The organism is Oscillatoria salina IIICB1 (assembly GCF_020144665.1).
Classification (GTDB): domain Bacteria; phylum Cyanobacteriota; class Cyanobacteriia; order Cyanobacteriales; family SIO1D9; genus IIICB1.
Map to the genome: position 1 here is coordinate 39915 of NZ_JAAHBQ010000013.1, position 15409 is coordinate 55323.

The window sequence follows — 15409 nt, forward strand, 5'->3', positions numbered from 1 at the left end:
AAAAACATGGAACTAGCTAAATTTTCTTTAAAAGAGATAAAAAAGTGTATTTCTCATTTAAAGATAGCTCAAAAAATTGGTTATAGTTTTGCTGTGACAATTGGCATGGCAACTACTGGAACTCTCGTTGGATTAGTAATTGGCGATGCTTATCAACAACAAGCTTTTGAGCATTTAACTGTTGCCGATCGACAGGAACATTTGCTTAACGATCTGGAAAAATCAGTATTAGAAGTGAGAACGCATCCCCAAAGGTTAATTTCTGTCCTAGGAAATTCAATTTGGTTTGAGTATGAAGCTAACAAATTCATTAGCGATCTCAGAAAAGTCGAACAATTAACAGTAGAAATAGATGGTTTTGCTGGCGAATATCCTAATCATTTAGCAGTTAATGTTTCCGCTCTAGAAGATTTATCCTCTAGCTACAAAACTACTACAGAATCGTACCAGAAATTAATTAAATCTCTTTGGGAAAAAATCGAACCATATCGATTAAACCAAGAAGAAATTATTTTAGCCGAACAACAGATATTTAATGAAATGAGAGAGAAAGATGCTGTAGAAATTGGCATTGAATTTGAACGTTTAGCAGAAAAATTAGAGCGGGTTATTATCACAGCCGAAAAACAACAGTTCCAAGCTACAGAAGACTTCAAAAAAGCAGAAGCACTGCGGCGCGATATTGTGGTCGTGAGTATGCTAATTTCACTGGGAATGGTGGCAGTATCAGCGTTTTTTATCAGTAGCGCGATCGCGCGACCTTTAGAACAAGTTACTCAAGTAGCAAATACAATCACTAAAGAGTCTAACTTTGACCTCCGAGTTCCTATAAATTACTATGATGAAGTTGGTTCTCTAGCAGTTTCTTTGAACCAATTAGTTGAACAAGTACAAGAGTACACTCAAGAGTTAGAAATTGCTCGCGATACTTTAGAACAAAGAGTTGAAGAAAGAACCCAAGAACTTTGCCAAATACTTAAAAAGCTTAAACAAACTCAAGCACAATTACTACATAGCGAAAAAATGTCGAGTTTGGGACAAATGGTAGCAGGTGTAGCTCATGAAATCAATAATCCAGTTAATTTTATTTACGGTAATATAGATTATATAGATGATTATAGTCAAGACTTACTAAAACTTATTCAACTTTATCAAAAACATTATCCAGAACCTCTCCCAGCAATCCAAAAAGAAATAGAAGAAATTGACTTAGAGTTTACAATTGAAGATTTACCCAAAATTTTAAAATCAATCCGTTTGGGTGCAGAAAGAATTCGGGAAATTGTCCGTTCTCTACGCAATTTTTCGCGACTTGATGAAGCAGAATTAAAAACAGCAAATATTCATGAGGGAATTGATAGCACTTTGATGATTTTGCAAAATCGCCTCAAATCTAAACCGAATCAACCCGCTATTGAAATTATTAAAGATTATGGCAATATTTCGCCAATAGATTGCTATCCGAGTCAGTTAAATCAAGTTTTCATGAATATTCTTAATAATTCGATAGACGCGCTGGAAACCTACTTTAAAAATCAAACAACTGCTCGTCCAAAAATTTTGATTCGTACTGAGACAATTGACGAACAAATAGAAATTCACATTATTGATAATGGACCGGGAATAGAACCGGCAATCCAAAAGCGTTTGTTTGACCCTTTTTTTACAACTAAACCTGTAGGTAAGGGAACTGGCTTAGGTTTGTCGATTAGTTATCAAATTGTGGTTGAGCAACATGGCGGAGACTTATACTGCTTTTCTACTCCTGGTAGAGGTGCCGAGTTTGTAGTTAAAATACCTAAAAAAAGATAAATTAGTTATCAGTTATCAATCTTGGCAAAATAATCTTGAAAAATTAGTTATCGCTCGTCTTAAATAAGCGCTAAAATTAGCAAATAAACTAAATATTTTGGCAATCATGGCTAATATTTTCTCTTTACCAAATCAACTAGTCGAATCAGAAATATTTGAACCTTTGTTAGCTAGCGAAAATATATTAATTGAACGCATTGTTTCTACCGGACAAGTTACCCCAGAAGGAGAATGGTACAATCAGGAAAAAGATGAATGGGTAGTGCTTTTACAAGGTGAAGCTAAGCTTTCCTATGCTGATGGTTCCTCTCTTATTCTTCAAGCAGGAGATTACGTTTTTCTTCCCGCGCATGAAAAGCATCGCGTAGATTATACTAGCTCAAAACCACCTTGCATTTGGTTGGCAATTCACGGCAATTTTCAATTAAAATAAGCTGAGATATTCAGATAAAATTAGTAAAAATGAGTGAAGAAAATCGAGTAGGTTTTTTAAGTAAAACTTGGCTAAGAATAGTAGCCTGAGTTGGAGAGGGTGTTGGGGGGTTTGCCGGACGCCTTGGGAAGTGGTTAATTTGTTTGCCCATCTTAGGAGTAAGGCAGAGCTAACTGTGGCGGAATTGGATGTGTTGAGGAAACATAGACTGTGTTAAGCTACAGGTTGAAAACGCTATATGCAACTTTTTCCAAGTCAGGAGATTTACCGAGTTTTGAGAAGCATATTTTTAGCGAAAGACTCAAACCCCTTGATTATTTTGTGCAAAGTTGCGCATCACGTAACCTTGAAATTTTGAGGATATATCAATGAAAAAACTACTCATTTTAACCGTGGCAATCCTAATTACTCTGTCTCAATTATCAGGAACTGCGTTGGCTGCTCGACCTAGTTACCCTTGGAATTCTACGTATCCTTATTCACTGCAAACAGGACAAACAAGACATCACACGATCCCCTGGCAGCAGTTAACAACTTTCGGTGTAAATGAATACAATACAGCACAAAAGCTAACTGATTTTCTCAATAAATTTAATAGTATAAACCAGGCAAATCTCGGCGAATATCAAAATGTAAGTGAACTGGTACAAGGATACTTTAACGGCGAATCGCCTGCAAAAGAAACTGTTTCTGAATTATTTGCTTGGATGCAAGGAAATCTTGTGGTCGGACCATCACAACGAACTAACGATCCAGGTGAAAAATTTGATACACCGGCTTTTAACTGTCGTCAATATTACTATCCAAACCCTGCTTACAATAACTTAGAACAACGATGGAATGGAACAGCAAATGAAAAGTTGCAGGTATTTGAGACTCTTAGTACTAATGCAATGTCCGGTAATAATACTGTAAATAACCATGAACCTCAATGTAAATGGTAAACAGGTAAGCAAAAAAAGATGAGAAACTAGGCAAAACCTTAGTTTTTTAAAGTTTGCAGCGCTTTTCAGGTTGAAGGTGAACAAGAGCCTCTTAATTAAAGTTATACAGAAGGTAGAGACGTTGTAGATAACGTCTCTACCTTCTTAGACAGAATCTCTAGAATAAGGGTTTTCTAGAGGCAAAACTAGCTAGACATTTTCGTTTCTAACTGTTTCTTGCTTTCCTTGAACTCACGTCCAAGTTGCTTCAGTTCGTCAGAACTCATGTGCTGACGCATTCTGAAGAATAAACCTGTTTCTTCTTCGCTAGTGTGTTGGTCTACCTCTTGCTTAATTTTCATAATTAGAGGCTTAAATTCTGGTGAAGTCGGGTTCATTGACTTACCTTTTTCTAGTAACTTTTTCAGTTCAGCTTGTTCGTCATACAATTGCTGAGTTTCGCCGTAGATGTCACGAGCTTTTGGATAGACAACCTCTTCTTCTGCTTCAGCGTGAACCGAGAGATCGGCGTATAGTTGAGAGAATAACTCTTTGAGCTTATCTGGGTCTTGTTGACCGCGAATTTCCCCAATTAGGGTCTTGGCTTTGGTATGATCGGTACGGATGATTTGAAGCACATCCAACTCGTCTGCGGTGCGGGTAAATGCGCTGCCCAACGCACCCGTAGCCGCAGCAATACTATCTTGTACTCGTCCCCAGATACCTTGTTCTGGTTCTTTACCTGTGAGTTCGCGAGTACCGAGAATTTCGAGGATACCTTTTAGTTGCTCTTGATGAGCGCGGTTATCAAAGTTAATTGTGTTTAGAGGTGAAAGCGCTTGCATGACATCAGGTTCGCTGACTTGAGCGGCTTTGTGTACTACCAGTCCGGAAATTACTTGTCCGTGCTTGAGTAGCTCGTGCTGAACTATTTTTTCGTACATATTTAGTTCAGAACCTTTCATCATCGACTCGGTTTGTTGAATCAGTTTTTGAACTTTGTCTTTGGGTTTAGACTGAACGCCAAATTGTGTAATTACAGTTTCGATGATTTCGAGATTTTTCCGGTCATCTTCAAGCATATCTTGAAGGCGATCGCTAATTTCTCGATCGTCGCACTGATTCAGGAATTGTTCCTCATTGGCAATCAGTAAGTTTTGAATTGCTCGCATATCTGCCAATTTTTCGGCGATCGCGGAGCGTTTGGTTTTTTCTAGTGTAGATACCATAAGTTAGTGTTCTCCTATCTCACATCTATTAATTTTGCATTCTTCAACTTTTATTTCATCATCCTTGTGAAAGAGTAACATTTTTAACCTTTTGAGATAAGTATTTTCCCTGGCGAACAGTTGATAAGTTTTTAACTAATTTTCATCTGCTAAAAGTAAGATTGAGAAAGAGGAACACAGTGACAACTATGTTCCTAACAAATCGAATAAGTTAACTATTCGTAATAACGCAATTTTTCGCGATGCAAACGCAACTGGTAGAGTTGTTTTTTTCTTGGTTTAAGCACCCACGACTACACCGCCATTGGGATGCAATACTTGACCGGCAAAGTAAGAAGAATCATCTGAAGCTAAAAAGACATAGCAGGTTGCTACTTCTACAGGTTGTCCGGGACGCTTCATCGGAACTTGCTTCCCAAAGTCAGATACAGCGTCAGGTGGAAAAGTGCTAGGAATAAATGGCGTCCAAATTGGACCGGGAGCAACTGCATTGACGCGAATACCTTTTTCTAATAAAGATTGAGAAATTGAGCGGGTAAAGGCAAGAATTGCACCTTTAGTTGTCGAATAACTCAACAAGGGAGCATTTCCTTTGTAGGCATTAATTGAGGTAGTATTAATGATTGAACTACCTTTTTTCATGTGTTGAATAGCTGCTTTAGTCAGGTAAAACATTGAGAAAATATTAGTGCTAAAAATGCTTTCTAAGCGAGCAGCATCAATATTTTCGATTGTTCCTTCTAGATATTGTTCGGCAGCATTATTAACCAGAATATCCAAGCGACCTAATTCGCTTACAGTTGTTTGAACTGCTTCTTGACAAAACTGGTCGTTGCTAATATCTCCAGCAATTAATAAACACTTGCGACCTTGTTTTTCTACTAGTCGCTTGGTTTCTTTTGCGTCTTCATGTTCGTCGAGGTAAACAATCGCAACATCAGCTTCTTCTTTAGCATACAAAACTGCTACAGAACGACCGATTCCACTATCTCCACCAGTAATTAAAGCTACTTTACCGCGTAATTTACCGCTACCTTGATAACTATCGCGATCGTATTCTGGTTTGGGAGTCATTTCCGTTTCTAAACCAGGTTTTCTTTCTTGTGCTTGAGGTGGAATTTTATTGGGGGTAATAGTCATAAATTAATTTTCTCCGGATCGATTTCACGATTGAGTAGCAAGGGATTTAATCCTCGCTATCAAGAGAGGCGATCGCGACTAGATCGCCACTATCTATTAATAAAAGTTAAATACCGCTCAAATTGCATTTAGAAAGCATCGAAGATAAGGACGTTTACTGTCTCGGGCTGTTCTGGTAGAGGATTGCGCCTCTCCTTGACAGTAATTAAGTGGAGGAAGCGATAAAAACTCCACAACGTACTTTACTTACTTTGATGCTTCTGCACTGTCCAAATCTCTGCCAATTCGCTCTCCTTCGAGATTTAGCAATAAGTCACAACAGCAAAACCCTTATCCAGTGCAGTTAATAACTTTTTCAATTTACATTTATATCTTAGCAGCGATCGCTAAGTGCTTCGATCGCTCTTGGGGTCGAAAATTCTTTCAACCTCCAGATGGAGAAAGGTTTTGCAGTTACCAGTTAACAGTGAACAGTTATCAGTTACCAATCCAAGGTCCCCCAATCACTAACTCACGATTGAGTTCGCTTTTTTGTAACTATTAACTGTATTTTGTAACAGCATCGCTACTGTCATGGGTCCAACACCGCCGGGAACGGGGGTAAGATATTCAGCAACTTCTGCTACCGAATCAAAATCTACATCTCCCACGAGGCGAGATTTTCCGGTATCGGCAACCACGCGATTGATTCCTACGTCGATAACTACCGCCCCTGGTTTAACCATCTCAGCCGTAAGGAAATGCGATCGCCCCACTGCGGCAACTAAAATATCGGCATTCCGAGTTAAACTAGGTAGGTCGGTAGTACGGGAATGAGCAACAGTTACAGTTGCGTTTGCTTCTAAGAGCATTAATGCCAGGGGTTTGCCTACTAAGATACTCCGCCCGACGACAACAGCTTGTTTTCCTGCTAGTTCGATTTCTGCTTCTGCTAACAAGCGCATTACGCCAGCAGGGGTGCAACTGCGTAAACCTGGTTCGCTGCGTATCAGTCGCCCTAAATTCACTGGATGCAGTCCATCAGCGTCTTTATCGGGGTCAATTTGATTTAAAAGCGCAACCGCATCTAAATTTGCGGGTAAGGGTAACTGTACTAAAATACCATCAACTTGCGGGTCTTGATTGAGTTGCGCGATCGCCTCCTCCAGTTCGACAAAGGAAGTATCTGCGGGAAAATGTTTACCAAACGAAGCAATACCTACTTTCGCACAAGCACGTTCTTTATTACGGACGTAAGCAGCCGAAGCTGGATTATCTCCCACCATTAATACAGCCAATCCGGGCGGTCTTCCAATTTTTTCTTGTAAGACTTGTATTTGTTCGCCAAGTTGAGTTTGAATTTTTTCAGCTAGTGCTTTACCGTCTAAAAGCTTTGTCATTATTACTGTGTCACGTTTAGTAGATGAAATTGAGTTAAAGAAAATTGTCAGTCAGCTAGGATTATAGCTGAAAGGATCTCGCCAACCTGTTATTAGCTACTCTAGATCGTGAGAAGGGACATGACTCTGAAATTGAACAAATTTTATTTCTTATCTCTATTGCTAGCTCTTTTAGTTGGCTGTAGCCAAAATTTTGGTGTCACTTTCCCTGGGGAACGACGACTTGCGCTTACTCAAATTGGCGAACTCGATTTACCAACCAACTACGAAGACACTACAGTCTACCTTAAAGGTCAAGTAATTAGTGTAGCGCCTTTTTTAGAAAGTGGTGCTTATTTGTTACAGGATACCACTGGAACTATTTGGGTAGTTACCAAGGAAACTATCCCCGATCGGGGAGATATAGTCCTAATTCAAGGTAAACTCGTTTATGAAAGCATTCCCATTGGCGAGCAAGAGTTGGGAGAGCTTTATGTTCAACAAGAACAACAGTTAGGACGCCAAGCTAGTCAGTTACCAAACTCTAGTGGTGCGGTGATTCTCCCAGAAAGAAGTTTTGAATCTCAACCTTAAAAAGTTATGGTAAATTTAGCTTAACGAGCAATAAATCTCCAAGTCAGAATGAAGCCTGAAGTCGTGACTGTAGCGATCGCGATCCTCTACCAAGATAATCAATTTCTCATGCAGTTACGGGATAATATCTCTGGTATTGTCTATCCTGGACATTGGGGACTATTTGGCGGTCATTTAGAACTAGGAGAAACTCCTGAAATAGCTTTACGTCGAGAGTTGCTTGAAGAAATTGGCTATGCACCACCCAAAGCTGAATTATTTGGCTATTATAACGATGAGGAGGTAGTTCGTCACGTCTACCAAGCTCGGCTGACAGTTCCCTTAGATCGTCTCGTTCTCCAAGAAGGCTGGGATATGGCTCTAGTCACAACTGAGGACATTAGACGCGGTAGTTGTTATTCACACAAAGCAGAGCAAGAACGACCCCTTGGACATCCTCATCAGCAAATTTTGCTCGATTTTATCGCTAGTGGCTCGTCAAAAATTTTCTCTCCATGAAAAGCAAAAATTTGCTAAATTCTCTTGACAATTAAGCAAAAATAAGTCAATAAATCAAAAAAAGAAATTAGGTAATTGGGAATTAAAGTAAATGTTAAATCTTTTAACTATGGTTCGTGAAGTTCAAAGAAAAATAAGGACAATGAAGAAAGTGGCACTGAGGTTGCTCTTTAACCCTGAATAGCTAGGCTATTTTAACTGTAAAATGCGTAAAAGCTCTAGCTTGTATATTTTTTCACTGCAAACTCCTCAAGTAGCTAGCGTAAACTCTTAAGCACTCCTTCTATATGAAAAAGTCTACAAAAAAAATCTCCCCAATGGATCGTTTACTCTGTGGAAGCGCGATCGCAGCTCTCTCAACTGTCTCGGTTTTGGCTCCGGGAATGAGTCCTTCTGCTAGTGCGGCTTTAGAAGATAGCCCGAAAACAGTTGTAGATGAAGTTTGGCAAATTGTTAACAATGAATATGTAGATCGCAGCTTTAATTCCGTTGACTGGCAGGCAAAACGACAAGAATTATTGAGCAAAAATTATCCCAGTAAAGAGCAAGCATACAACGCAATTCGAGCAGCTTTACGAGAAATCGGCGATCCCTATACTCGTTTTCTCGATCCCGCACAGTTTGAAGCTCTATCTAGTCGGACTTTCGGCGAACTATCGGGTGTGGGTATTCGCATGGAAATCGACAAAAAAACTAAAGTATTAACAGTGGTAGAGCCAATCGAAAATTCTCCGGCTACTCAAGCAGATATTCGCCCTGGAGACCAAATTCTGGAAATAGATGGCAAAGTAACTGCCAAAATGACCGTCGAAGAAGCATCGGAATTGATTCGCGGGGAAACAGGAACCGAGGTACGCTTGAAAATGGCGCGAGGTGGCAGCAAAATTTTTGATGTGATCTTAACTCGCGTCCAAATAGAATTACCCGCAGTGCGCTACACGCTTAAAGAGGAAGGAAACAAGCGAGTTGGCTACATTAAGTTAGAAGAATTTACCTCTCACGCTGCCGAACAAATGGAACGGGCGATCGTGAAATTGAATAATGACAAGGTAGAGGCTTTTGTTCTCGATTTACGGGGAAACCCAGGCGGTTTGTTGTTTGCTAGCGTCGATATTGCGCGGATGTGGATGGAAACTGGGACAATTGTGCGTACAGTAGACCGTAAAGGTGGCGATCGCCAGTTTGCTGCTAATCGCACCGCTTTGACTAATTTGCCTTTGGTCGTCTTGGTAGATGAATATTCTGCGAGTGCAAGTGAAATTCTCGCTGGGGCTTTGAAAGATAGCGGACGAGCAACGATCGTCGGTAATCGGACTTATGGTAAAGGAGCAGTACAGTCTGTTCACACGCTTTCTGATGGTTCGGGTTTGGTGGTGACGATTTCCCGTTATTATCTTCCCAGTGGTGCTGATATTAACAAGCGAGGAATTACACCTGACATTCAGCTTGGTTTAACCGCCGAACAGCAATTGCGTTTGACCAGCGATCCTTCCTTAGTTGGTACGGGTCACGATCCTCAATATGCACGCGCGATTTCGGTTTTGAGTCGCAGATAGTCAAAGATCGGTGGTTGATGGGATATGGTTGTAGAGACGTAGCGTGCTACGTCTCTACATTTTTTTCCTGAGATACTGTTAACTGAAATTATTGGGCTGTTACGGGAACTTCGCTTGCTTCTGCCTGTTGTTTTGCCAAAGCAGCATAAAGACGGTTCAAAGCACTAATGTAAGCCCGCGCAGAAGCGACGATAATATCAGTGTTCGCAGCATGACCAGAATAAGTTTTACCTTCATGTCGCAAGCGAATAGTTACTTCACCGATCGCGTCAATACCAGCCGTAACTGACTTAACCGAAAACTCAATTAACTCATTGGGGACATTAACTACTCGGTTAATTGCTTTATAAACTGCATCCACAGGTCCAGTACCGATCGCTGCATCAGTAAGTTCTTCACCTGTGGGAGTACGCAAAGTAACTGTCGCGGTTGGAGTTGCGCGATCGCCACAGGAAACCTGGACTAACTCCAAACGGAATAACTCTGGTACTTGCTGAATTTCGTCGTTAACGATCGCTTCGAGATCCCAATCACTAATCGCTTTTTTCTTATCCGCTACATCCTTAAAGCGCAAAAATGCTTTATTCAAATCAGTTTCAGACAATTCAAAGCCTAACTCGCGCAAACGGGTACGAAAAGCATTGCGTCCGGAATGTTTACCGAGGATAATCTGATTGGCGTTTAAACCAATCGATTCCGCATCCATAATCTCATAAGTCAGCTTATTCTTCAGTACCCCATCTTGGTGAATACCCGACTCATGAGCAAAAGCATTTGCACCAACGATCGCTTTATTCGGCTGCACCGCCATTCCCGTCAAACTCGAAACCAAGCGAGAAGTCTTATAAATCTGCTTCGTATCGATATTCGTCAAAGGTTCTTCCGAATTCGGCTCTCGTCCCAAGAAAGGATTAAAATACTGTCTGCGCACATAAAGAGCCATCACCAACTCTTCCAAAGCCGCATTTCCGGCACGTTCGCCGATACCATTAATCGTACATTCCAACTGTCGCGCCCCATTTTTGACAGCTTCGAGGAAATTCGCCACCGCCAAACCTAAATCATTATGACCGTGAACCGAAATAATTGCTTGGTCAATATTCGGGACATTTTCTTTAATTCCGCGAATCAAAGCCCCAAACTCGCTCGGCGTAGTATAACCAACAGTATCCGGAATATTCACCGTAGTTGCACCCGCCGCGATCGCACTTTCCAACACTTGATACAAAAATTCTGGATCGCTACGTCCTGCATCTTCGGGGGAAAACTCCACATCATCCACCAATGATTTCGCATAAGCGACCATTTCCGGGACAATTGACAACACCTCAGAGCGAGTTCTGCGCAGCTTATATTGTAAATGAATATCCGAAGTAGCGATAAAAGTATGAATCCGCCCCTTCGCCGCAGGTTTTAACGCTTCACCAGCCGCCTGAATATCTTCCTTCGTCGCCCTGGCTAAACCACAGATTCTCGGTCCTGTTTCCGAACCCACAGTCGCCGCAATCCGTTGTACCGCCTCAAAATCGCCGCTACTAGCTCTGGGGAAACCAGCCTCAATCACATCCACACCCAATTTTGCCAGAGCGCGGGCGATCGTCAACTTTTCCTCAACATTCAAAGTTGCGCCAGGGGATTGTTCCCCATCGCGGAGAGTAGTATCAAAAATGATAATCCGCTCTTGTGCTTGATTCACTTGATTCATAGGTCTTCTTTGCTTATTTTGGGTAACTTTTTTACTTTTAACTAGAATATGCCGCCTTTTTTTGTTTCTAGCAACTAATAATCAACTTTTTCAATTTTGTCACGAATATCATTTAAATCGATATAGCGATCGGTAGCATTTCGCAATTCTCTAGCAATCATTCCTTCCGTAGAAACTACTGTAATATGAGTATTTTTGGAACGTAATAATTCTATTGCCCTTTCAAAATCACCATCACCACTAAATAAAACTACTCGGTTATACTGATCGCAGGTGTTAAACATATCAACAACAATTTCTATATCTAGATTTGCCTTTTGCGAGTAACGCCCCGAACTATCGTCATAATATTCTTTCAAGATTTTTGTTCTTACCGTATAACCTAAACTAATCAGAGCATCTCTAAATCCTCGCTGATCCTGGGAATCTTTTAATCCTGTATACCAAAAGGCATTTACCAGCATTATGTTTGGTTCGTCTTCAAATTGAAAATACTTCAAAACACGCTTTGGGTCAAAAAACCAACCATTTTTTTGTTGAGCGTAGAACATATTGTTTCCGTCTACGAAAATAGATAGACGATTCGGTCTACAACACATAGAAACTAATACCTAAAATTGATAAATTTTTTATTTCGCTTTCTTAGCTTAACCTAGTATTATAGCAATTTTTAATAACAAATTATTGATCTATTTTTTGGGTAACTAAAATCGTCTCATTGGCAAGAAACAGTAATTCTTGCCAAGGAAAAGGCGAAATAGATTAGGAAACAAGCAAAAAGTTAGTGGATAGATGACAATTCAACTAGCACCAAAACTAGCCATTAACTTATCAACAGAAGCATCTTCAAGGGCAAAAATTGGTAGTAGCAGCCAAATCCCTAACTGACAGTTAACTTTAGACAGTAAAAGGAAGAATAGGAATTTTAATAGGAGGATCGTCATTATTAAAACTAAATAATATAAGAACACCAATCACTCCAACCACCAGGATAGAGTTTGGCATTTTTAATACCTAGGGACTCCAAAGAGAGGAGATTAACGCAAGCAGTCACGCCAGAACCACAATAAACAATAATTTCCTCAGCTTGGTCAAGTTGACTCCAGTGCTGTTTTAGTTCCGGTAAAGGTCGTAAATAGCCAGCCTCCTCAGACACCTCTGACCAAGGGAAGTTTACTGCTCCGGGAATATGACCAGCGATCGGGTCAATTGGTTCTGTTTCTCCACGATAGCGAGAATGGGAGCGCGAATCCACCAAGATAGTTCCTGATAAATCCTTGCGAGTACGAACTGTTTCCAGGTCAGCAATTTTCTGCGAGATTAGTTGGGGGACAAAATTGCCTGACTTAGGTGCAGGTATTGCCTGAGTCACCGGATATCCCCCTTGTAACCAAGCAGACCAACCACCATTGAGTATAGCAACTCTTTCGTGACCGAGATAGCGTAGCAGCCACCACAAACGCGCAGCAAAGGCAAAGTTAAAATCATCATAAGCAACCACAAAGGTTTCGCCGAGGTCGATCCCCATAGCAGCTAACTTTTGCGCTAGAATTTTTGGATTAGGTAAAGGATGGCGACCGCCGTGTTTGGCAACTGGAGCTGATAAATCTCGGTCTAAATTGAGGTAGTAAGCCCCCGGAATATGGCTCGAGCTATACTGCTGGAATCCCCAACTTGGGTTATTCAAGCGAAAGCGACAATCAGCGATCGCCACTTGGGGATTTTCGAGATTTTCCCACAGCCACTCAACAGAAACTACTTGTTCATTTTCGCTCATAAAATAGGCTCCGATTTAATGGGAGAATAAAATCTGACAATTCTTAAACAGTTGCGGTTGTCTTCGGTGCGTCTGTAAGTTAAGTAATCAGCTATCTTAGATAAAATTATCAGTCCTCGACCACCTCCCTTAAATTTTTCTGGTTGTTCAAGTTGTTTTTTTATTTCTGTTTCCAAATCGAAAGGAGATCCGCAGTCAATCACCTGAATTTCAATATTATTCTCGTAAAGAATAGCCGCGACTTCAATCAGGGTATCATCTGGAAGACCTTGATGAGCGTGGCGAACGGCGTTAGTAAATCCTTCTGCTAGAGCTAACTGACACTGCAACCAATCTTTTTTCGGAATCGAAGGTTGATTCAACTGCTCGAACCAATTCAAAACCTCATCCAACGCCTTTAAATTGCTAGAAACTTTTAAAATAATTTTCTTGAGGAGATTCAATTGCCCAAAGCCTCTCATCTTGATAACAACAACATCGATTTCCTGCTACGATCGCACCGACTGTTTTTATAACCAATCTAGTTTAGCTTAGGTATGGTATTATTTTGCTCTCAAAGTCATGGCTCAAATACTGATTATTGACGACGACCCTGGAATTCAACTTTTGCTCAAGCGAGCCTTAGCCAAACAAGGTTACGAAGTAACAGTCGCTAGCGATGGTGATGAAGGTTTGGCATTGGCGCGAAAACTATGTCCGGCAATGATTGTTTGTGACTGGATTATGCCGCGCTTGAGTGGTTTAGAAGTTTGTCGCCACGTCAAAGCAGCTCCGGAACTTTCTACCACTTTTTTTATTTTGCTCACTTCGTTAGGTTCGATTGACGATCGCGTTAAAGGTTTGGACGCTGGTGCAGACGATTTTCTTTGTAAACCGATTGAAATGTACGAGTTACTGGCGAGAGTACGTTCCGGGTTAAGACAGCACCAACTCGCCTCTGACTTGAATAAACAAAAGCAGTTACTTGAAGCCGAGTTAGCACAAGCCGCAGAATATGTTTGTTCGATTTTACCAGAACCCCTGACTGAACCGCCTGTATTTATTGACGTGCGCTTTATTCCTTCTTCTCAGCTTGGCGGAGATAGTTTTGATTATTTTTGGCTGGATGAAATTCATTTGGCTATGTATCTCCTCGACGTTTCCGGACATGGGTTACGAGCTGCTTTACCTTCGCTTTCGGTTTTAAATTTACTGCGATCGCGAGGATTACCAAAAGTTAATTACCATCAGCCTAGTGATGTTTTGCGCGGTCTTAACTACGCTTTTCAGATGACTCAGCGCAATGACAAGTATTTTACTATCTGGTATGGAGTTTATAATATTCAAACTCGCGAGTTAGTTTATGCTAGTGCCGGACATCCACCTGCGGTTTTACTTCACTCCCAACCGATAATAGGTATTCAAAGGCAAGATTTGAAAACTCCTGGCTTTCCTGTCGGTATGTTCCCAGACGCTGAATATCTCGATGCTAAAGTCAAAATTACTCGCTCTGCTAGTCTTTATCTTTTTAGCGATGGGATTTATGAAATTAACCAACCTGACGGTACTGTTTGGGGACTGGATAATTTCATTAACAAGTTGCAGGAGTATCAAAAATTACCCAATCGTCATCTCGATTTACTCATAGAACAGATTAAACGCCTGAATCCTCACGAAGTCTTAGATGACGACGTTTCTTTGATGCAAATTGATTTTTCTTAAAATTATCAACTGCTTTCAGCTTACCTAAATCTTTATTGTTGCAACAAAACTTGCTTATTAAATTCCTCTCGGCTGAGAAAAATATCAAACACGCGATCCATGCTCGTTAGTTCAAACAACATTCTAATTTGATCGTTGATCGAACATATATATAACTTGCCGCCAGCAGACCGAACACTTTTTAAGGCTAGCACGAGTGCGCCTAATCCAGAACTATCCATAAAAGTAACATCTTGGAAATCTACTAAAACAGTTTCGGCTCCGTTTTTTACGCTTTCGCTAATCTGCTGGCGAAATTCACTAGCTTTCGTGCCATCTAAAATTCCCGAAGGTTGAAAAATTTTAATTTTAGAACTCATAAAACGCACTTGTTAACCTAAACAAAAATGCTGGTGACTTTGCCAGTATAACTGAGGATACGAGGATTGGGGATTGGGGAAGAGGGGATTGGGGATTGGGGACTGGGTTAAGTTCTCAGTTCTCATTTCTTAGTTCTCAGTTTATCTCCCAATTCCCCCTCTCCCCCCTCTCCCAAGTCTCCAAATTCCCCGTCCCCAGTCCCCTCCTCCCCAATTCTTGCCTTTGGAAGATGGGAAGCTACCCTTACTTAATCTATAAACGAGGAAGTAGTCTGGTAAATTGTTGTCGCTAAACGCAGTAATCTAGTAAAAGTCAAGCAAATT

The 15409-nt window shown here is 40.8% G+C and carries 15 protein-coding genes; 7 read left to right on the forward strand and 8 right to left on the reverse strand.

Annotation, left to right across the window (positions count from 1 at the left end):
- Positions 1–6 precede the first annotated feature (6 nt).
- The 3 genes from G3T18_RS05050 (at position 7) to G3T18_RS05060 (ending at position 3189) form a co-directional block, all read left to right on the forward strand.
- Entirely contained in the window at positions 7–1812 is a 1806-nt protein-coding gene (locus G3T18_RS05050; protein ID WP_224409445.1) for a sensor histidine kinase, read from the forward strand.
- Between the two features lie 106 nt (positions 1813–1918).
- Complete coding sequence (locus tag G3T18_RS05055) at positions 1919–2245, forward strand: cupin domain-containing protein (protein WP_224409446.1); 327 nt, start codon at positions 1919–1921, stop codon at positions 2243–2245.
- A gap of 368 nt (positions 2246–2613) precedes the next feature.
- Positions 2614–3189, forward strand: coding sequence for a hypothetical protein (locus tag G3T18_RS05060; RefSeq protein ID WP_224409447.1), 576 nt, complete (start codon positions 2614–2616; stop codon positions 3187–3189).
- Between the two features lie 185 nt (positions 3190–3374).
- Here G3T18_RS05060 and G3T18_RS05065 read toward each other — a convergent pair whose 3' ends face one another.
- The 3 genes from G3T18_RS05065 to folD form a co-directional block, all read right to left on the reverse strand.
- Positions 3375–4397, reverse strand: a complete 1023-nt coding sequence (locus G3T18_RS05065) for a hemerythrin domain-containing protein (protein ID WP_224409448.1) — start codon at positions 4395–4397, stop codon at positions 3375–3377.
- A gap of 279 nt (positions 4398–4676) precedes the next feature.
- Positions 4677–5537, reverse strand: coding sequence for an SDR family oxidoreductase (locus G3T18_RS05070; protein WP_224409449.1), 861 nt, complete (start codon positions 5535–5537; stop codon positions 4677–4679).
- Positions 5538–6043: 506 nt separating this feature from the next.
- A complete protein-coding gene (folD, locus tag G3T18_RS05075; RefSeq protein WP_224409450.1) occupies positions 6044–6916 on the reverse strand; it encodes a bifunctional methylenetetrahydrofolate dehydrogenase/methenyltetrahydrofolate cyclohydrolase FolD in 873 nt (290 codons plus the stop codon).
- Positions 6917–7036: 120 nt separating this feature from the next.
- Between folD and G3T18_RS05080 the strand changes: the two genes are divergently transcribed.
- The 3 genes from G3T18_RS05080 (at position 7037) to ctpB (ending at position 9543) form a co-directional block, all read left to right on the forward strand.
- Positions 7037–7489 (forward strand): hypothetical protein, encoded by a 453-nt coding sequence (locus tag G3T18_RS05080; protein ID WP_224409451.1) that lies wholly within the window; start codon positions 7037–7039, stop codon positions 7487–7489.
- 48 nt (positions 7490–7537) lie between these two features.
- Entirely contained in the window at positions 7538–7987 is a 450-nt protein-coding gene (locus G3T18_RS05085; RefSeq protein ID WP_224409452.1) for an NUDIX hydrolase, read from the forward strand.
- Between the two features lie 317 nt (positions 7988–8304).
- Positions 8305–9543 (forward strand): carboxyl-terminal processing protease CtpB, encoded by a 1239-nt coding sequence (gene ctpB / locus G3T18_RS05090; RefSeq protein ID WP_224409453.1) that lies wholly within the window; start codon positions 8305–8307, stop codon positions 9541–9543.
- Between the two features lie 88 nt (positions 9544–9631).
- Here ctpB and G3T18_RS05095 read toward each other — a convergent pair whose 3' ends face one another.
- From G3T18_RS05095 to G3T18_RS05110, 4 genes are all read right to left on the reverse strand, one after another.
- Complete coding sequence (locus G3T18_RS05095; protein ID WP_224409454.1) at positions 9632–11248, reverse strand: 2-isopropylmalate synthase; 1617 nt, start codon at positions 11246–11248, stop codon at positions 9632–9634.
- A gap of 74 nt (positions 11249–11322) precedes the next feature.
- Entirely contained in the window at positions 11323–11847 is a 525-nt protein-coding gene (locus tag G3T18_RS05100; protein ID WP_224409455.1) for a LabA-like NYN domain-containing protein, read from the reverse strand.
- A gap of 353 nt (positions 11848–12200) precedes the next feature.
- Positions 12201–13025 carry a sulfurtransferase gene (locus tag G3T18_RS05105; protein ID WP_224409456.1) on the reverse strand — a complete coding sequence of 275 codons (825 nt, stop codon included), beginning with the start codon at positions 13023–13025 and terminating at the stop codon, positions 12201–12203.
- Entirely contained in the window at positions 13022–13468 is a 447-nt protein-coding gene (locus tag G3T18_RS05110) for an ATP-binding protein (protein ID WP_224409457.1), read from the reverse strand. The genes G3T18_RS05105 and G3T18_RS05110 overlap by 4 nt, the downstream gene beginning before the upstream one ends.
- A gap of 118 nt (positions 13469–13586) precedes the next feature.
- On the opposite strand from G3T18_RS05110, the gene G3T18_RS05115 reads away from it, so the two are divergent.
- Positions 13587–14726 carry a PP2C family protein-serine/threonine phosphatase gene (locus G3T18_RS05115; RefSeq protein WP_224409458.1) on the forward strand — a complete coding sequence of 380 codons (1140 nt, stop codon included), beginning with the start codon at positions 13587–13589 and terminating at the stop codon, positions 14724–14726.
- A gap of 32 nt (positions 14727–14758) precedes the next feature.
- On the opposite strand, the gene G3T18_RS05120 is transcribed toward G3T18_RS05115, so the two are convergent.
- Positions 14759–15085, reverse strand: a complete 327-nt coding sequence (locus tag G3T18_RS05120; RefSeq protein WP_224409459.1) for an STAS domain-containing protein — start codon at positions 15083–15085, stop codon at positions 14759–14761.
- Between the last annotated feature and the right edge of the window lie 324 nt (positions 15086–15409).